This is a genomic window from Pseudoalteromonas sp. PA2MD11, assembly GCF_017808125.1.
Lineage (GTDB): Bacteria > Pseudomonadota > Gammaproteobacteria > Enterobacterales > Alteromonadaceae > Pseudoalteromonas > Pseudoalteromonas simplex.
In genome coordinates, this window is sequence record NZ_JADKNF010000004.1 from 62,429 (window position 1) to 80,453 (window position 18,025).

Genomic DNA, 18,025 nt, shown 5'->3' on the forward strand with positions numbered 1-18,025 from the left:
TAAGTTAAATCAGCTCCCCTACTTTCAATGCCTTACCACGACTAATTTGATGACACTGGGCTAAGAATAACTCGGCTGTTGCCATGGCATCCGTAAGAGCATGGTGCGAGCTATAATGCGGTAAGTTGTAGCGTTTACGGCATTCGCTAAGTGTTAAGTCATCGTGGCCAATTTCGTGGCCTTGCTGGTGCAGGCGTTTTTTTTCAATAACAAAGGTATCAAGAATTAAACGCGCTTTTGCATCTAAGCCAAGCGTTCTGCAGGCTTGTTTTAAAAACCCCCAATCAAGTGCCGCGTTATGAAACACTAAAATGCACTCACCAAAATGCTGATGCAGCTTACCAAGAATGCTTTCGAGGCTTTCACCTGTATCTATATCTTGTTTTGCAATACCGTGATAAATCGGGCTTTGCTCTAAGCTTTGCACGTCTTTATTTATTAAGTGCTGCGCACCGCTGAGTTTAATGCATTGATCTTCTATCATCACCCACGCCACCGAGACAATTTCGTGCTGGCGAGGATCTAGCCCCGTTAATTCCATGTCTATCACTATGTAGCGTTCTTTATAGGCATCAGCTGCCAAGAGTTGCTTGCGCGCTAAATACCGACTTAACCAGCGTTTAACCATACCCTCTCCTATAAACTACCGCGAGCAAACTTAAATGCGGCGGCTTGTTGCGCCTGCTTAACCAAATAAAATGCTTCTTTTAATTGATGTCGCTCTAATGAATTCAACGCATTTGGGTTAATACAGTTGCTAGGCAATCCCTCTTCGTTAATTTGCGTGCCTAAACGCAGCTGGGTTAAAAAGCGCCAACAGTCTTTTAAGTTATAGAGATCATCTTTATTGAGTAACGAAAATTTCATTAACGCATCAATACGCTCTTGCGTATTAGCACGCTGAATACCCGCTTTGAGGGAATATAAACGTACTATGTCGTTGATGATCACCACACCGCGTTTTTTTAAATCGAGGTACTTATGCTGCTTTTCGTCTTTCTCTAATTTAAATTGATTAAACAAACCAATGGGCACTGGCGTATTTTTAATGTCACTGGCCATAGCCGCATAGAATAAGTCATTTTTAGAAATGCGTTTTAGCTGCTCACAAAAGCGCGCATATAAGGTAGTGGAACCTTCAATAAAACGTAGGTCAAAAAATATCTTACAATTGAGCATCGCCTCTGGTGTAGGTGAGGTGATCCACTTATGAAACTTTTCTGTCCAAGCATTAATGCCCATACGGCACTGTGCATTGCTCGCCATAATATTGCCAGGGCAACGTTTTATACCGCACTCAATTAAATGCTCACAGACATACTCGCCCATGCGCTTAAAGTAATCGTGTTGTTCTTCTGTTAAATCATCAGGTAGCAACAGGCCATTATCTTGGTCAGAATGCAGTGTTTGTTCTTCTCGCGCTTGCGAACCAAAACAAATAAAACTAAAGCTGGTTGGTGCCGCACCATTATCTTCTTGGAACAAACGAATTAACCGCGAAGTCAACGCATCGGTTAAGCCACTTAATAATTTACCAATCAAAGAGATATCGTCAATATTGTTCGAAAAGCCTTTTAATAAACCGGGTATCTCTTGCGAATAACGTTTTAAATCAACCACGCTATGCGCTTTGTAAATTCGCCCAATCAATTGTACTGGGTCGCTTTTTTGCTGACGCAGTAAATCAGTACTGGTGAGCATACCAAGCGGTTTGTGATGTTCATCAAGCACAGGTAAATGGTGAATATTGTGCTTAAGCATTAAGTGTAGCGCCGAAAACACGCGGTTATTTTCAAAAATAAACTTGGGTTTACACGTCATGATGCTACTAACAGACTCTTGTGGGTCAACCTCATCGGCTAATACGCGGTTGCGTAAATCTCGGTCGGTCACGACTCCTACAAGACGCTCATGTTCAGTCAACATAATCGATGAAACACCCTGTTGTTTCATTTTTTTAGCGGCTTGACGAATACTTGCATCTGGCGCCAAGGTGACGGCCTTGCGATTCATCAACTCGCAAATTTTTTTCTCCGACCAACTGTCGTTTTGACTTTTATAATGAGACGACAATAAACGGTTTTTATGGGCACGAACAAAGTATTGCTCAAACACCTTATACTCACGGCGTAAGTAATCAAATGCCGCTTGGTTAAGCATGTAAACAATGCCTTCCTTTTGCACTGAAATGCTATTTTGAATTGCTTCGCCAGTTAACAGTGAAGGAAAACCAAAGTAATCGCCACTTGATAACTTAGTGATCACATCGCCTTTTGGGTCAACTAAATCATAATCGCCAGATCGAATTAAAAATAATCTTAGATTATCCGAACTTAACCACTGATTTTGATTCTCACGGGTCAAATAAATAATATCGAGATGGTTTACAAAATACTCACTGGCAGCGCCATCAAGCTGATTAAATGGCGTTTGCTGCATCACAAATTGGGCGACTTCCTGTTGCTCGGTATTCATGGTCATTCTCGCTATAAAATAGAGACAATATCTACACTACCCCTGTTTGAAATAAATAAAAAGCCCGACTTAAGTCGGGCTTTTAAACGTCAAGAGTGTGTTCTTATAAAATGGTTTTATTAGTGCGCGTGTGCTGCGCTCGAACCTTTAGGGTTACGGATACCTTCAACCATTTCTTGGATTTCAACTGGTGTTTCAGCCGTTAGTTTAAGTACGATAGCTGCAACTACAAAGTTAACAATCATACCAATAAGACCGATACCTTCAGGTGAAATACCAAATAACCAGTTTGCCGGTGTATTCAACTCAGGGCTTACGAACTTGAAGTAGATAATATAAGCCGCTGTAAATGTAATACCTGTCACCATACCCGCAATCGCACCTTCTTTATTCATCTTCTTAGAGAAGATACCCATAATGATGGCTGGGAAGAAGCTCGCCGCTGCTAAGCCGAAGGCGAAGGCAACAACCGAGGCCACGAACCCTGGCGGGTTAATACCAAAGTAAGCTGAAATCACAATCGCTATCATCGCAGCTAAGCGTGCTGCAAGTAGCTCTTGTTTGTCACTTATATCTGGTTTTAAGGTGCGTTTTAATAAGTCATGGGATACCGAGGTCGAGATCACCAATAGTAAGCCTGCTGTTGTTGATAGCGCTGCTGCGATACCACCTGCTGCTACTAATGCAATCACCCATGCTGGTAAGTCTGCGATCTCAGGATTTGCAAGTACCATGATGTCGCGGTCCACTTTAACTTCGTTTGCGCTGTTTGGATCATCAATCTTACCTGCTGAGTAGAACATTTTGCCGTCACCATTTTTATCATTAAAGGTGATTAGGCCTGTTCTTTCCCAGTTTTTAACCCAAGCTGGTGCTTCTGCGTACTCTGTACCGCTACCGTCTTTACCGTTAATTGTATCAATCATATTTACACGAGCGAATGACGCTACAGCAGGTGCTGTTGTATAAACGATTGCAATGAAAACAAGTGTCCATGCAGCTGAGATACGCGTGTCTTTAACACGTGGAACAGTGAAGAAACGAACGATTACGTGTGGTAAACCTGCAGTACCAACCATTAACGCGCCTGTGATTGCGAATACATCAATCATGCTCTTCGAGCCTTCGGTATACTGCGCAAAGCCAAGCTCGGTACTGAGCCCATCTAGTTTATCAAGTACAAACTGTCCTGAGCCATCGCTAAGGGTTGCACCGAAACCGGTTTGTGGGAAGAAGTGACCTGTCATCATCATTGAAATGAAGATTGCTGGAACAAGGTAAGCAAATACGAGTACACAGTACTGAGCTACTTGCGTATATGTAATCCCCTTCATACCGCCTAATACAGCGTAGAAGAATACAATCACCATACCAATGTAAACACCGGTCTCAATATCTACTTCTAAGAAGCGAGAGAAAACCACACCTACACCACGCATTTGACCTGCGATATATGTGAAACAGATAAAGATAGCACATAAAATTGCAACAACACGTGCAGCTTGTGAGTAATAACGGTCACCGATGAAATCAGGTACCGTGAACTTACCAAACTTACGTAGGTAAGGAGCTAAACAAAGTGCAAGTAGTACATAACCACCTGTCCAACCCATTAGATACACACCACCGTCATAACCCGCAAACGAGATAATACCCGCCATTGAGATAAACGATGCCGCACTCATCCAGTCAGCAGCGGTTGCCATACCATTTGCTAGCGGCGGTACACCGCCCCCTGCAACATAGAATTCATTTGTTGACCCAGCACGAGCCCAGATTGCGATGCCGATATAAAGCGCGAAGCTTAAACCGACGATAATAAACGTGAGTGTTTGAACATCCATTGCTTAGCTCCTATTCGTCTACGCCGTATTTTTTATCTAACGTATTCATTTTGAAAACGTAAACAAAAATCAAAGCAACAAAGGTGTAAATAGCGCCTTGCTGGGAGAACCAGAAGCCGAGTTTAAACCCAAAGAAACGTATCTCGTTAAGTACGTCTACCAGTAAAATGCCGAAGCCAAATGACACGACAAACCAAATTGCTAATAATTTAAATAGCAGTGCGAGGTTTTCCGCCCAATAAGCTTTTGCTTGTTCTTCATCTTTAAAAGCCATTTTTTATCCCCTTATGCATTACAAAAAAGTAATGAGTGGTATTAGTTGTCATTAACTAAGTTAGCAAGGGTTCTGATTTATGGAATTGAGACCATAGTCGTAACAGTCAGTTTACGTTTACGTAAACTGCAAAACATCATTTGTTAATAAATAGTAAAAATCAATATTTAACAATAACTTAACCTATAAAGATAAATTTGCGAAATAGCGAAAATAGTAAAAACGAATGATCTGCGACATTAGTCTAATAGCAGCGCATAAAACAGTACTATCTTTTAAATATCAACAACTTGATTTTTATTAATTTTTATTGCAAAAAATCTAGCCATCGAAATCGCGCATAATTCTGGTAAGGTAGTGTTATTACAATAATTACTGAATTTAAACATGACAGCTGCGCTTTTATTTGTTGCACTCGCCTATATTGGCGTGTTGTTTTGGTTGGCAAATTGGGGAGATAAAACCACTCCTCTTGCAAAAAGAATTAGTCACCACCCATTTGTCTATTCTTTTTCACTAGGGATTTACTGTACGTCTTGGACCTACTATGGTTCGGTTGGTACAGCAGCCACCAGCAGTTGGAACTACTTACCTATTTTAATTGGCCCTGCGCTGCTATTTTTCTTCGGCCAAGGGTTTTTACGTAAATTAGTACTGGTCAGTAAAAAGCAAAATATCACCACCATCGCCGACTTTATTTCAGCTCGCTATGGTAAACGGCAAACCACCGCGATTATGGTAACGATTATCGCTTTATTAGCGACTATTCCGTATATCGCACTGCAATTAAAAGCACTGAGTAGCAGCTTCTTACTGCTGCAAAACGACGATCGTATTTCGGGGTCTATGCTGGCCCTTTCAGCAACACTTATCATGGCAATGTTTGCGATATTCTTTGGTACTCGTAAGGTGGATGTAACCGAATATCGCTCGGGGCTGATGCTGGCTGTTGCCTTTGAATCGATGATTAAATTACTGGCTTTAGTGGCCGTTGCTGGGCTTGCTTTATACACATTATTTAATTTAACTACGGTGCAAACCGAGCAACTAAAGGGCTCTATTTGGCAGCACTGGCATAACTTCGACTTTTTTAGCTTTAACTTTATCGGTCAGTCATTAATGGCAGCTGCGGCGATTATCTGTTTACCAAGGCAGTTCCATGTAACTGTGGTCGATAACCAAGACAAACGCCATCTTTATACTGCCCGCTGGGCATTCCCCCTGTATTTGTTACTGACTGCTGCAATGATTTTCCCTATTGCAACAGCAGCTATACACCCAGGCATTGGTAGTGGCTTCTCTCCAGATAGCTTTGTATTAGCCCTACCGCTGATGCACGAAAACGCCTTTTTAACGACCTTTGTATTTATCGGGGGTCTATCAGCGGCTACAGCGATGATTGTTGTAGCCACACTTACACTCAGCACCATGATCTCAAACGATGTGGTATTGCCGTTAATGCTGCGTCGTAAGTTTAAACGTAATCTCATCACCAGCAGCTATAAATCACAAATTCTGTTAGTTAGACGATTCACAATTGCTGGCATTTTGATTTTGTCGTATTTCTACCAGCAATGGTTTGGTCATGGTAAAGCATTGGCTAGTATGGGTTTAGTGGCCTTTTCTTTAGTATCGCAATTACTGCCTGCTATTGTGGGTGGTCTATATTGGCGAAAAGGCCATGCTTATGGGGTTTATGCGGGATTATTAACAGGCTTCATTTGCTGGGTTTTATTCTTAATGCTACCTATTTTAGATGCAGGCAATACCTTAAACGCAGAGCTACAACAAACACTCATTACTCGTGGCACCCTCATTGCTTTATTTGCCAATATTGGTTGTTACATTAGTTTTTCGCTCGGTGCAGATGAGCGTTTAATTGATAAAATTCAGGCAGCTGCCTTTGTTAATCCTAAAGATCAAGCTGTGTTTGCTAGACGCTTGAATAAAAATGTGAAAGCCACCGTCTACGACTTTAAGGTTCTGCTACAAACCTTCTTGGGCGTACAGCGATCGCAACAAGTTTTAGCCCATTACTCTTTAACTCATAACTTAGATAATAATAACGCACACCCAGAACCTGAGTTTATTGCCTATTGTGAACGCGCCTTAACTGGTGTGCTTGGTGCCTCTTCAGCACAGGCGCTGATCCACACAGTTGCCTCTGGTAAACGCATGGCCTTTGAAGAAGTCGTTAACTTTTTTGATGAAACCACACAAGCTCTGCAATTTAACCAAAACCTATTATTCACCTCACTTGAAAACCTCAGCCATGGTATTTCTGTTGTTGATAAAGAGCTTAATTTAGTGGCATGGAATAAGCGCTACGCAGAAATGTTTGACTACCCAGAAAACTTTTTAGAGGTTGGTCAACCCATAGAGGAAGTGATCCGCTACAATGCCGAGCGCGGCGAGTGTGGTCCTGGTGAAGTTGAGCGCCATGTAGAAAAGCGCGTGCAGCATCTTAAAAACGGCACGCCCCACCACTTTATTCGCCACCGCCGTAATGGCCAAGTGTTCGAAATGATTGGTAACCCACTGCCAGATGGTGGCTTTGTAACAAGTTTCTCTGATGTTACCACGCATATCGAAACGCAAAATGCGCTTGAAGAAGTAAACATGGACCTTGAAAACCGTATTGAAGCGCGTACTCAAGAAATCCGTACTATCAATAAAGATTTACAAGCACAAATCGATAGCCGAGTACAAACTGAGCAAGCGCTTACTTTAGCTAAAAAAGAGGCAGAACAAGCTAATGACAGTAAAACGCGATTTTTAGCCTTAGCAAGTCACGATATTTTACAACCGCTAAATGCGGCGCGCCTGTACCTTGCAGCCATTGATGATAAAACCCTCTCGAGCAACAACTTAAATAACTTTGAAAAGCTTGGCGCAAGTTTAGATTCAACGGTGCATTTGATGTCTGCGCTGTTAGAAATTGCTAAGCTCGAGCAAGGGGCAATGACGCCGGCTCCGCGTCACTTTAGTATTGATGACATACTTGCCCCGCTTAAGAACGAATACGCCATTATGTCGAGCGAAAAAGGCTTAAAACTCACGGTGCGTTCAAAAGGAGTTATCGTTCACAGTGATATCACTTATTTACGACGAATTATTCAAAACTTGGTGTCAAATGCAGTTAAATACACTGATAGTGGCCGAGTTTTAATTGCTTGTCGCAAACGCAAACATCATTTACGTATTGAAGTATGGGACACAGGCCCCGGCATTACAGAAGTAGAGCAAGCGAAGATCTTTAATGACTTTTATCGTATTGAAGCGGGAGATAACAAAGGGGTTGGCCTTGGCTTAGGAGTTGTAAAACGAATGGCCGACTTACTTTCTTTACGATTAGATGTCAGTTCAACGCCTGGCAAAGGTAGCCGCTTTAGTATTGAAGTACCTTATGGTGAAAGCCAATTTATTCAACAAAAAGAGGCACCTAAAAAAGGTGTTGAGAACCGCAGTGCAATGAATATTATTGCGGTGGATGACGACCCTGAAAACCTTAATGCCATGGCAAGCCTATTGCAAAAGTGGCAGGCCAATTACCAGCTCTTTGATCAAGTTGAAACCGTGATGGCCTATGCCAAAGAGCACCGAGCGCCCGATGTGATCTTAATGGATTATCAGCTCGGTCATGATTGCGATGGCATCACGCTTATTAAAACTCTAAGAGAAATTTGGCAAAGCCCAGTACCGGCGATTTTAATCACAGCGGTACGTGATGAAGCGCTAAAACAGCAAACCAAAGAAGAGCAAATTCATTACCTTAGTAAACCCGTTAAGCCCGCAAAACTCAAAGCACTGCTTAACCACAGTACTTAACAATAGTACTTAACCAACGTTTTTAAAAACATAGATTTAAGGCAAAGCAGTAGGCTTTGCCTTAAATTTTTGGAACAACCAACTAAGCGCCACTAACGACAAGCCTAAGCCGATAAACGAAATAGCCCGCAATAATCCAGTTAAGTTTGCCATATCAATCAAGAACACTTTTAACACCACCAGCGCCAATAAGCCAAGGCCAAGCTTTTGTAATAACGTAATGGTTTTTAAATGCCCTATCACAACTACCATAGCTCCGATAATAAGCCAAACTAAAGAATAACTGTAAAGTTCGGCATCTGAGGTTGGCAAAGCAATATTTATAAACTCGCCTTGCCAGTTGTGGCGAATTTCCGCATTGATATATAAAACACTCATCACACCTGCAAGTGCTGTAAACAGCTTTTGTAAATAGTGTTGAGATTTCGTCAGTCGGCTTGCCCAAATTGCAATTAAAGCTGGTACTAACCAAAGTAATAGTAACCAGTTAATAATCGGCCAGCTGCCTATATTTATCGGTTCAAAAAACGGATTTACAGCGGTAAAGCTTTTCACTACTAGCAAGCCGCTTAATGTTAATAACGCAAAACCAGCCATTTGATAGAGCTTAACCAATTGCGCAGTAAAGCGTGAGCGCAGTAAGTAAACACAGCCCAAGATGCCCCAGTTACAGGTCAGTAAAATATGCTCATACACAGACAAACTCTCAAAATCAGGATAGCGCCCTACTAACTGATAGCTCGTCTCTGTGGTAATAAATAAAGCAATGCAATGTAGGGCTGCACCCTCTAGCCACATTCGAACAGATTGCTGCTGCCAATGCCTTGCTGCCAAGTAAAATAAGCAAGCACATACAGGATAAACAACCAAACTCCAATGTACACCGAGCTGCAGCGCATCACTGTAATCCGCTGACCAAGGTGCAAAACTTAATCTAATGAGTAAAGCACCAACTAAACCTTTAAGCGGCCAAGTCAGTATGCTGAGTGACTGTTTATTCACATAAAAACTGATCAACAACACTTGCACAGCAAGCGCTAAGGTCAAGCTGCTGCCTTCAAGGAGCATGGATAATGCCAAACTAATATTGGCATTACCGCCGAGCCAGTAACTAAATACTCGCATTGGATTTGTGCTATTGATGGATAACTTAAATAGCCAGGCAGACAGTGCCAGTAATACAAAGCACCAAACCGGGTATGCCGTCATCAAGGCATGGTCGGGAGTGATGAGATATAAGCAACTAATAATCACAAAACTTGAAAGTGATGCGAGTAACGTAAAGCCAAAGCGTTTAGGGTATTTACGACCAAATAAAAAACCATAGCCTGCAAACAGAGCAATAAAGAACAGCCCTGCTCCGTAGTTTTGCCTAAAAACAAAAAGTTGCTCAGAATAATCAACAGTATTATTTTGCCCTGTCAGCAAACACACCACACTCACCACAGCTATTATTAGCCAGTGATCCCATGTACTGTTTTTTAATACCAAAAACAACAGTAAAGCCACTAACAACAACATACTCAATTGCCAAGTAAGCAGTTGGTTACTACTCATGAGTAAAAGATAAAGTGGTACGACAACCGCTAATAACAAAGGGTTGTCGGGCAGTTGTTTCAGTAGCGTTTTAAAGCGATGTGGGCGGTATTCAATTTGCTTAAAGCCCAGCCCAAGGCGTGGAATAGCAATTAACAATATAATGCTAAATAGAGCATAAAGATTAATAAACCAATGCAGGTTTTTAGATACTGTCAATGCAACTAAAATGTACCAACCTAAATGACCTGCCCATAACAGGTACCACAACCAATGACGCTTTACATAATGCGCTACCAGCGAAGCAGAAACACTAACAAAAGCAACATAGGTTAGCAGTGCTATAAAGTCATTACTCCCGGTATTGACCCAAACTGGAACGCTGTAGGCGCCAATAATACCAATGACCGCAAGCACTGGACCAAAGCGCAGTGCCATCCAGCTTGCTGCTACAGAAACTAAGGTTAAAATGCTAAATGCAGGTAAAGCTTGGAGTAAGCCATAATGGCTGTAGGCCAGTAAGGTCAATGCAAAACAACTAATAAAGCCGCCGCTAGCCAGCGCCGCGGGAATATAGTTACTAAACCCATCAAAGATAATACCTTTACGATGTAAAACCTCAGCCGCAACAATTAAGCTCAGACCAAAAATAGCCCCAAGTGTGAGTCGCATAGTTTCGGATAATAAGCCTGCTTCCAGTGAATAGCGGGCTAAAAAGATACCACCAAAGGCAAGTGCAACCGCTCCTACCCAAGTTAGCCAATTGGCTTTGATTTGTGTAACGAGTTGGCTTACTAGCGGATTTAAAATGGCAGGCTTGGGTTTTGTTGGCTCTGGCTTTTTAGGGATAGCCTCAATCGGCTTAATAATGACTACAGGCTCTGGTTCAAATTTTGCAGTATCAGTCAGATCTTCGTTTGAATTTTCAAACGTGTTTGCAGTATTTTTTTGAGGATTATTAACATATGTCGCGTTAAGTTTTACTCGAAGAGCAGCCACCTCTCGCTTTAAACTAGAGAGTTGAAAAAAGGCAATAATGCCAGCAATTGAGCCACCTACAACAACTAGTGCTAGTAAGACTAGTAACGCAATACCGCCGTCCATACTCTCTCCTTGTGTATACTTTAAACAAAAAAGCAAAAGCCTTAATTGTTTATACAATAAACACTTAGCAAGAGTAAATAAACAACGATATTGCGTTTTAGCCGGTTAAGACTGTTCAGTCACCGTACGCTCTAAGGTCATTTTGTAACCTGAATCAGTGGTTTCATCGTGTTCAATCACCAAGATATAGTTACCTTCTTCGGTAAAATCCATATCGCTTTGTTGCAAGAGCACAATCTGTTGGCCGTTATCTTCAAACACCACATAAGTTGTATAAACTTCGTTATCAACCACCTGCTCTTGTTGGTCGTATTGATCTAACCCTTCAACAACATTGCTAGTATCTTCAACCGTTTCGCCATTGAGGGTAAAGTACACATCGACTTCGTCTATCTCTTGCCCTGCATAGCTATCAATTAAGTTAACCACAGTAACTGCGTGGCTGTAGCTGCTTGGTGTTAGATTTTCTTCAATGGTCATCATACGAGGGCCGTAATCTTTGTCATTGTAGAAAAGACCAACCGCACTTTGCTCACGCTCTAATGTCATTAAGAAATTATCTACAATCGTGTCGCCAGCTTCATCTAACATGGCGACGCTGTAACTATTTGGCGACATGCTCATGTATTCAGAGTAACTATCGTTGCTAACAACTTCGGTGTTAGTCGCCGTTGTGCCTCGGGTTACTTTAAACTGGGTTTGCGTGTAATCATCAATGGTATTAATAAAACGCAGCTGACCTTGCGCGTCTTGGTGGTTTAGTTGTGTTACAGAGCTACTTGCCGTCACGACATCAAGCGTAATGCCATCTTCTTCTGTTGCATAACTTGGGCGGATCATCGCCATGTACGTTGCTTCATCATTAAAATACACGGTTGGTGATTCAAAAATCACATCTGTGCTGCCGCTAGCGGTAATATAAATAGTGTAATAACCTTCCTCAAGCGTGGCTAATTCTGGCTCAACGAGGTATTGCGAAGTCATTAATAACTCTGCGGTATCAAATACACCGTCGTCAGTGGCAACATATACATCGTAAAGATTGTCTTCGCCAACAATATTAAAAAAGCCGACATTGAATTCATCTTCATCGCTTGACGTCGGCACACTTAGCTCTGTAAAAATTGGTTCAGCAAAGTCACCATTCATTACTAATAACTGAGTTTGATCATTTTTTATATTGATAGTTTCTTCGTCAATCGAAATATAACTGTCGTTGGCATCAACATATTCAAAACTGAGATCATACTCCCCCGAACTGTAGTTATGACGAGTTGATACATCACCAAAGTCTGCCCCCGAGCGCTCAGTGTCATCAACAAATAAACGCGTGTATGGGCTGTTGTAAGAGCCATTGTACAGTTGCACATAGCCACTGTTGCTACTGCTGCTGTCATCGCTTGAGCAGGCAGCTAGTACCGAAAGCAAACTTGAGGCAACAATTGTTTTAAGCAGAGTGCTTTTCATGGAATTTTTTCCTTATTGTTTGTAATACCCCATTTTGACTTGAATAAATCGAAATAATTCTATGTTTTACAAACTATTACCTTCACTTACAGTTACTTACGATAAAGTTAAAAAGTGTAGAAAATGATGTAGAAAAGCACTTAATTAATCATAATTATGGACAGAAAATCACATTTATAGTGAAAGCAGCTTACTTTTACACGAAAAGTAAATAATGGTTACATTTTAGGCGTTTATGCAATCAAATCAGATAAATTATTAGATAGTTAAATTTGCGCTATGCAGCACAAAAAAATTAGCAAATAATGGTGATCACACAAACGGGATTAGAATGAGGACTATGAACACGATTTTAACCACTCAATGCGATGATGATGTTGGTCTAATTGCCAAGATCACCGGCCTTTGTCATCAGCATAATTTAAACATTACGCGTAATAACGAATTTGTAGATAAAGACGCTAAACGCTTTTTTATGCGTACAGAGTTAAGCGGTGTTATTGCTGAGGACTTCTTACCAAGGCTTGCTGAGCTACTTCCTGATGGCGCAGAGCTTGCCCTGCACAGCAGCGAAAAAACGAAAGTGGTATTGCTTGCCACTAAAGAAGCGCACTGCTTAGGTGGTGTATTACTTAAGCAGTTCGAAAAAGCCTTAAACATCGAAGTACTGGCTGTGATTGCCAACTACGCTGATTTAGCACCATTGGCTGCAGGCTTTGGCGTGCCATTTCATGTGGTATCGCACGAAGGTTTAAGCCGTGCGGAGCATGATCAACAAGTCGGTGATTTAATTGCCAGCTATCAGCCTGATATTATCGGCCTTGCAAAATATATGCGTATTTTAAGCCCTGAATTTGTGGCGCGCTTTGAAGGTAAGATTATTAATATTCACCATTCATTTTTGCCTGCCTTTATTGGTGCAAAGCCTTACCATCAGGCATTTGAACGCGGTGTAAAAATTATTGGTGCGACCGCCCATTTTGTTAATAATGAGCTTGATGAAGGGCCGATTATTTTACAAGATGTGACGCATGTCAGTCATGCGGATACCGCAGAGATGATGGCAAAAATGGGTAAAGATGTAGAGAAAACAGTATTCTGTAAAGCGCTGCAACTCGCATCTGAACATAAACTGTTTATCAATGGAAATCGAACCGTGGTGTTCGCTTAAGCAATAAAATGAAGAGGCTGAATGGCCTCTTTATTATTTTTATTATCTTTTGTTATGCCGACTCAATAGGCTCTAGTTGCAATTTAGAGGCAATTAATACCGCTTGAGTACGGTTATACACACCTAGCTTTCTAAAAATTGCTGTAATGTGTGCTTTAATGGTTGCTTCAGAAATATGTAACTCGTAAGCAATCTGTTTGTTTAACAAGCCTTCGTGTAAGTATTGCAACACCTTGTATTGCTGCGGTGTCAGTGAAGCCACTTGCGCTGCAATTTCTTTGTCTTCGCCATCTACAGCAGCCACTTTATCTTTAAGTTCAAGTGGCAGCCAAACATCGCCTTCAAGAATGTGGTTGATTGCCAGCGCAATATCATCTGATGAAGATGATTTAGGAATAAATCCCATCGCACCATAACCCATTACTTTAGAAACTACATTGATGTCTTCGCTGCCGGAAACAACAGCTATTGGTAAGCTTGGATAGTCTTCGCGAATGCGAATAAGGCCGTATAAATCGCCATTGCCTGGCATGTGAAGGTCTAGTAGTAAGATATCAAGATCTTCTTGCTCGCTTAGCACCTGCAAAGTGGTATCAAAGTTTTCCGATTCAAACACTTCTAAATCAGCGAACTTAGCACTCAATGCCCCTTTCAGCGCTTCACGAAATAACGGATGATCGTCCGCTATTAAAAACTGACTCATGGTTCACTCCTAATAAATTCGGCTGACACCTATTTCTAAGTGACAGCCGATATACTACGTTTAGAATCAACTTCTAATCAAGTTTTTAACGCGATTTTAACGATTTAATCGGTTTTCGATTAGCTCATCAACAACGCTTGGATCGGCTAGTGTAGAGGTATCACCAAGCTGTTGGTGCTCATTTGCCGCAATTTTACGTAAAATTCGACGCATGATCTTACCAGAACGAGTTTTCGGTAAACCCGGAGACCATTGGATCATATCTGGTGATGCAATTGGGCTTAACTCTTTACGAACCCAGTTACGTACCTCTTTTGTTAGTTCATCACTCACAACAACACCCTCATTTGGTGTGATGTAAACATAGATGCCCTGACCTTTAATATCATGCGGGTAACCAACTACAGCCGCTTCTGCTACTGCTTCGTGAGCAACCAATGCACTCTCGATTTCGGCAGTACCTAGGCGGTGACCTGATACGTTAAGTACGTCATCTACACGACCTGTGATCCAGTAGTAGCCATCTTCATCACGACGACAACCGTCACCAGTGAAGTACACACCTGGGTATGCTGAGAAATAGGTTTGTTCAAAGCGCTCATGGTCGCCATAAACTGTGCGAGCTTGTGATGGCCAGCTGTCTAAAATAACAAGGTTACCGTCAACCGCGCCTTCTAATGTGTTGCCTTCAGCATCAAATAGTGCCGGTGCAATACCAAAGAACGGACGAGTTGCAGAACCTGGTTTCATATCTGTCGCACCTGGTAATGGTGTGATCATGATGCCACCAGTTTCTGTTTGCCACCAAGTATCGACGATTGGGCAGTTTTCGTTACCAATGTGCTCGTAATACCATGCCCACGCTTCAGGGTTAATCGGCTCACCCACAGAGCCCATAACACGAAGGCTGTTACGAGTTGAAGTCGCTGTTGGCTCATCACCTTTCGCCATTAGAGCACGAATAGCAGTTGGTGCTGTGTAAAGGATAGTCACGTTGTGCTTATCAATCACTTCACCCATACGCCCCGCCGTTGGGTAAGTTGGCACACCTTCAAATACCACTTGTGTACAGCCATTCACTAATGGGCCATAAGCAATGTAGCTGTGACCTGTGATCCAGCCCACATCGGCACTACACCAGAAAATATCGTCTTCTTTCAGGTCAAACACATATTCATGTGTCATCGATGCATAAACAAGGTAACCACCGGTAGTATGAACCACCCCTTTTGGTTGACCCGTTGAGCCTGAAGTGTAAAGAATAAACAGCGGATCTTCTGCATTCATTGGCTCTGGCTCGCACTCAGCTGGTAAATCAGCTACAAGCTCATGCCACCAAACATCATGGCTATTCCATTCAACTTCACCACCGGTCAGTTGGTGAACAATAACATGCTCAACAGTGGTTACTGAATCTTGTGATACCGCTTCATCAACATTTGCTTTAAGTGGAACACAGTTGCCTGCACGACGACCTTCGTCTGATGTAATGACCACTTTAGCGCCTGAATCATTAATTCGGTCAGCAATCGCTGATGGAGAGAAACCACCAAATACCACAGAGTGAATCGCACCAATACGCGCACACGCTTGCATAGCGTAAATAGCCTGCGGTGTCATTGGCATATAAATAGCAACACGGTCACCTTTTGATACGCCTAACTTTTTAAGGCCATTAGCTAATTTAGCGACTTCGTCGTGAAGCTGTTGGTAGCTAATATTTTCGTTGTGTTCAGGGTTGTCGCCTTCCCAAATGAGGGCTGTTTTATCGGCTTTAGTGGCAAGGTGGCGGTCAATACAGTTATAAGATGCGTTTAGTTGGCCGTCTTCATACCAGCGAATACTGATGTGGCCTTTGTCGAATGAAGTATTCTTTACTTTATTGTAAGGAGTTGACCAATCAAGGCGTTTACCGTGTTCTCGCCAAAATCCCTCAGGGTCATCAATCGATTGCTTATACAGTGTATTATATTTATCGTTATCAACTAATGCAGCATTCTTGATATGCGCTGGTACTGGATAGATACTTTCTGACATTGTTGTCGTCTCCATTTTAATTACTTGCCTACGGCCTGCATCAAGGATCACTCAGCAAAGCCCCTGAAAGTATTAGACCTTAGTTGTATATCTTGTCATTTAACAAAAAACGTCGAAATCGCCTTCTATAATCTAGTTCAATGTTAGATTGGTTGTGATTTAACCAGATATTCCACCTTAGTCTAATAGACCAATAGATAATTGAGAGAAGTCTTATCTTAAACAACAGTGGTACAACAACATTATTAAAAAATCATTAATGCAACAAGTAGCTTCGACAGGAATACACATTATGACAACAACAAAAGTAACCGCATTAAAAACACTAGCAGCTTCAGCTGTTTTATCAGCACTTGCCAGCAATGCTAACGCTGCAACCATTGGTAACACAGAGGTTTCTTATGGTGGCTATGTAAAACTTGATGCCATGTGGAGTGATTACTCAGCAGGCGTACCAGCCGGTGGTAGTATTGGCCGTGACTTCTATGTACCAGGCACAACACCAGTAGGCGCAGACAGCGACAGCGATGCTGTATTTGACATGCACGCGCGCCAATCTCGCTTTAACCTAGGTACCGCAACAAAGTTAGACGATGGCAAAACCATCAAAACTAAAATTGAAATCGACTTTATTGCTTCAGCACCAGGCGGTAACGAACGCGTAAGTAACTCTTATGCGCCACGTATTCGTCAGGCATTTGTAACTTATGATGGCTGGTTATTTGGTCAAGCATGGTCAAACTTTCAAAACGTAGGCGCATTACCTGAAACACTCGACTTCGTGGGACCTGCTGAGGGTACCGTGTTCGTACGCCAAGCACAGGCACGTTACACTACTGGCAACTGGTCATTCTCTATCGAAAACCCAGAGAGCACAGTCACAGTAGACGGCGCTCGCGTAGCCACTGATGATGCATCAATGCCTGACTTTACAGCACGTTATGCACATAAAGCTGATTGGGGTGAATTAGTATTTACCGGTCTTGCTCGTCAATTAACTTACAAGCAAAATGGCATTGATGCAGATACATCATCGTTCGGTATCAGCGCCTCAGGTAAAGTTAATTTTGGCCAAAACAACCTAAAATTCATGCTAACTCAAGGCTCAGGTTTAGGCCGCTACATTGGTTTAAACGTAGCAAATGGTGCTGTGCTTGATGGTGATGATTTAGATGCGATTGATTCAACATCAGGTTTTATTGCCTACCAACAACACTGGAACAGCCAATGGCGTTCTACTTTCCTTTACTCATTCTTCTCAGCAGATAACAACACAGATTTACTTGCAGTGACTGGCGACCCTACAGAAATGAGCCAAAGCTATAGTGTCAACCTTTTATACTCGCCTGTTAAAAAGCTCACCTTTGGTGTTGAGTTTAAACATGCCGAGCGTGAGTTAGAAAGCGGTGCTGATGGCGATATGGATCGTCTGCAGTTCTCTGCAAAATACGTTTTTTAAGATTTAAACTTATTTTACTTCCTGAAGCGGCTTCGGCCGCTTTTTTTATATCTCCTTTTTATATTTCTGTGCCCTTTAAACTTTTTTGCAATCAATTATTCACTAAAACAGCAAACCTAATTGCAAA

11 protein-coding genes are annotated in these 18,025 nt (G+C 42.0%); 3 read left to right on the forward strand and 8 right to left on the reverse strand.

Going from position 1 to position 18,025, the window contains the following annotated elements; all coding sequences use genetic code 11:
• Positions 1-4: 4 nt before the first annotated feature.
• From ISP07_RS06615 to ISP07_RS06630, 4 genes are all read right to left on the reverse strand, one after another.
• The gene (locus tag ISP07_RS06615) at positions 5-628 is read right to left on the reverse strand and encodes a 3'-5' exonuclease (RefSeq protein ID WP_199530157.1); all 624 of its coding nucleotides are present in this window, start codon (positions 626-628) and stop codon (positions 5-7) included.
• An 8-nt stretch (positions 629-636) separates the two neighbouring features.
• Positions 637-2,475 carry a DUF294 nucleotidyltransferase-like domain-containing protein gene (locus ISP07_RS06620; RefSeq protein ID WP_054551335.1) on the reverse strand — a complete coding sequence of 613 codons (1,839 nt, stop codon included), beginning with the start codon at positions 2,473-2,475 and terminating at the stop codon, positions 637-639.
• Between the two features lie 119 nt (positions 2,476-2,594).
• The gene (locus ISP07_RS06625) at positions 2,595-4,319 is read right to left on the reverse strand and encodes a sodium:solute symporter family protein (protein WP_199530158.1); all 1,725 of its coding nucleotides are present in this window, start codon (positions 4,317-4,319) and stop codon (positions 2,595-2,597) included.
• A 10-nt stretch (positions 4,320-4,329) separates the two neighbouring features.
• A complete protein-coding gene (locus tag ISP07_RS06630) occupies positions 4,330-4,593 on the reverse strand; it encodes a DUF4212 domain-containing protein (RefSeq protein WP_054551160.1) in 264 nt (87 codons plus the stop codon).
• Positions 4,594-4,980: 387 nt separating this feature from the next.
• Between ISP07_RS06630 and ISP07_RS06635 the strand changes: the two genes are divergently transcribed.
• Positions 4,981-8,421 (forward strand): PAS domain-containing hybrid sensor histidine kinase/response regulator, encoded by a 3,441-nt coding sequence (locus ISP07_RS06635; protein WP_209327151.1) that lies wholly within the window; start codon positions 4,981-4,983, stop codon positions 8,419-8,421.
• 36 nt (positions 8,422-8,457) lie between these two features.
• On the opposite strand, the gene ISP07_RS06640 is transcribed toward ISP07_RS06635, so the two are convergent.
• A complete protein-coding gene (locus ISP07_RS06640) occupies positions 8,458-11,061 on the reverse strand; it encodes a DUF2339 domain-containing protein (RefSeq protein ID WP_209327152.1) in 2,604 nt (867 codons plus the stop codon).
• Positions 11,062-11,166: 105 nt separating this feature from the next.
• A complete protein-coding gene (locus ISP07_RS06645; protein ID WP_209327153.1) occupies positions 11,167-12,528 on the reverse strand; it encodes a DUF4397 domain-containing protein in 1,362 nt (453 codons plus the stop codon).
• 340 nt (positions 12,529-12,868) lie between these two features.
• Between ISP07_RS06645 and purU the strand changes: the two genes are divergently transcribed.
• On the forward strand, positions 12,869-13,699 hold the full coding sequence (purU, locus tag ISP07_RS06650; protein ID WP_054551156.1) for a formyltetrahydrofolate deformylase: 831 nt from the start codon (positions 12,869-12,871) through the stop codon (positions 13,697-13,699).
• A gap of 52 nt (positions 13,700-13,751) precedes the next feature.
• Here the strand turns inward: purU and ISP07_RS06655 are convergent, their stop codons facing one another.
• Together ISP07_RS06655 and acs are read right to left on the reverse strand one after the other, a co-directional pair.
• Entirely contained in the window at positions 13,752-14,402 is a 651-nt protein-coding gene (locus tag ISP07_RS06655; protein ID WP_209327154.1) for a response regulator transcription factor, read from the reverse strand.
• Positions 14,403-14,498: 96 nt separating this feature from the next.
• Positions 14,499-16,439 carry an acetate--CoA ligase gene (acs, locus tag ISP07_RS06660; protein ID WP_209327155.1) on the reverse strand — a complete coding sequence of 647 codons (1,941 nt, stop codon included), beginning with the start codon at positions 16,437-16,439 and terminating at the stop codon, positions 14,499-14,501.
• A 292-nt stretch (positions 16,440-16,731) separates the two neighbouring features.
• On the opposite strand from acs, the gene ISP07_RS06665 reads away from it, so the two are divergent.
• On the forward strand, positions 16,732-17,898 hold the full coding sequence (locus tag ISP07_RS06665; RefSeq protein ID WP_209327156.1) for a DcaP family trimeric outer membrane transporter: 1,167 nt from the start codon (positions 16,732-16,734) through the stop codon (positions 17,896-17,898).
• The last annotated feature ends 127 nt before the right edge of the window (positions 17,899-18,025 follow it).

Excerpts from the sequence above, each read along its gene's own strand:
- ISP07_RS06615 (WP_199530157.1), bottom strand. The coding sequence starts at position 628 with ATGGTTAAACGCTGGTTAAGTCGGTATTTAGCGCGCAAGCAACTCTTG.
- ISP07_RS06620 (WP_054551335.1), bottom strand. The coding sequence starts at position 2,475 with ATGAATACCGAGCAACAGGAAGTCGCCCAATTTGTGATGCAGCAAACG.
- ISP07_RS06625 (WP_199530158.1), bottom strand. The coding sequence starts at position 4,319 with ATGGATGTTCAAACACTCACGTTTATTATCGTCGGTTTAAGCTTCGCG.
- ISP07_RS06630 (WP_054551160.1), bottom strand. The coding sequence starts at position 4,593 with ATGGCTTTTAAAGATGAAGAACAAGCAAAAGCTTATTGGGCGGAAAAC.
- ISP07_RS06635 (WP_209327151.1), top strand. The coding sequence starts at position 4,981 with ATGACAGCTGCGCTTTTATTTGTTGCACTCGCCTATATTGGCGTGTTG.
- ISP07_RS06640 (WP_209327152.1), bottom strand. The coding sequence starts at position 11,061 with ATGGACGGCGGTATTGCGTTACTAGTCTTACTAGCACTAGTTGTTGTA.
- ISP07_RS06645 (WP_209327153.1), bottom strand. The coding sequence starts at position 12,528 with ATGAAAAGCACTCTGCTTAAAACAATTGTTGCCTCAAGTTTGCTTTCG.
- purU (WP_054551156.1), top strand. The coding sequence starts at position 12,869 with ATGAACACGATTTTAACCACTCAATGCGATGATGATGTTGGTCTAATT.
- ISP07_RS06655 (WP_209327154.1), bottom strand. The coding sequence starts at position 14,402 with ATGAGTCAGTTTTTAATAGCGGACGATCATCCGTTATTTCGTGAAGCG.
- acs (WP_209327155.1), bottom strand. The coding sequence starts at position 16,439 with ATGTCAGAAAGTATCTATCCAGTACCAGCGCATATCAAGAATGCTGCA.
- ISP07_RS06665 (WP_209327156.1), top strand. The coding sequence starts at position 16,732 with ATGACAACAACAAAAGTAACCGCATTAAAAACACTAGCAGCTTCAGCT.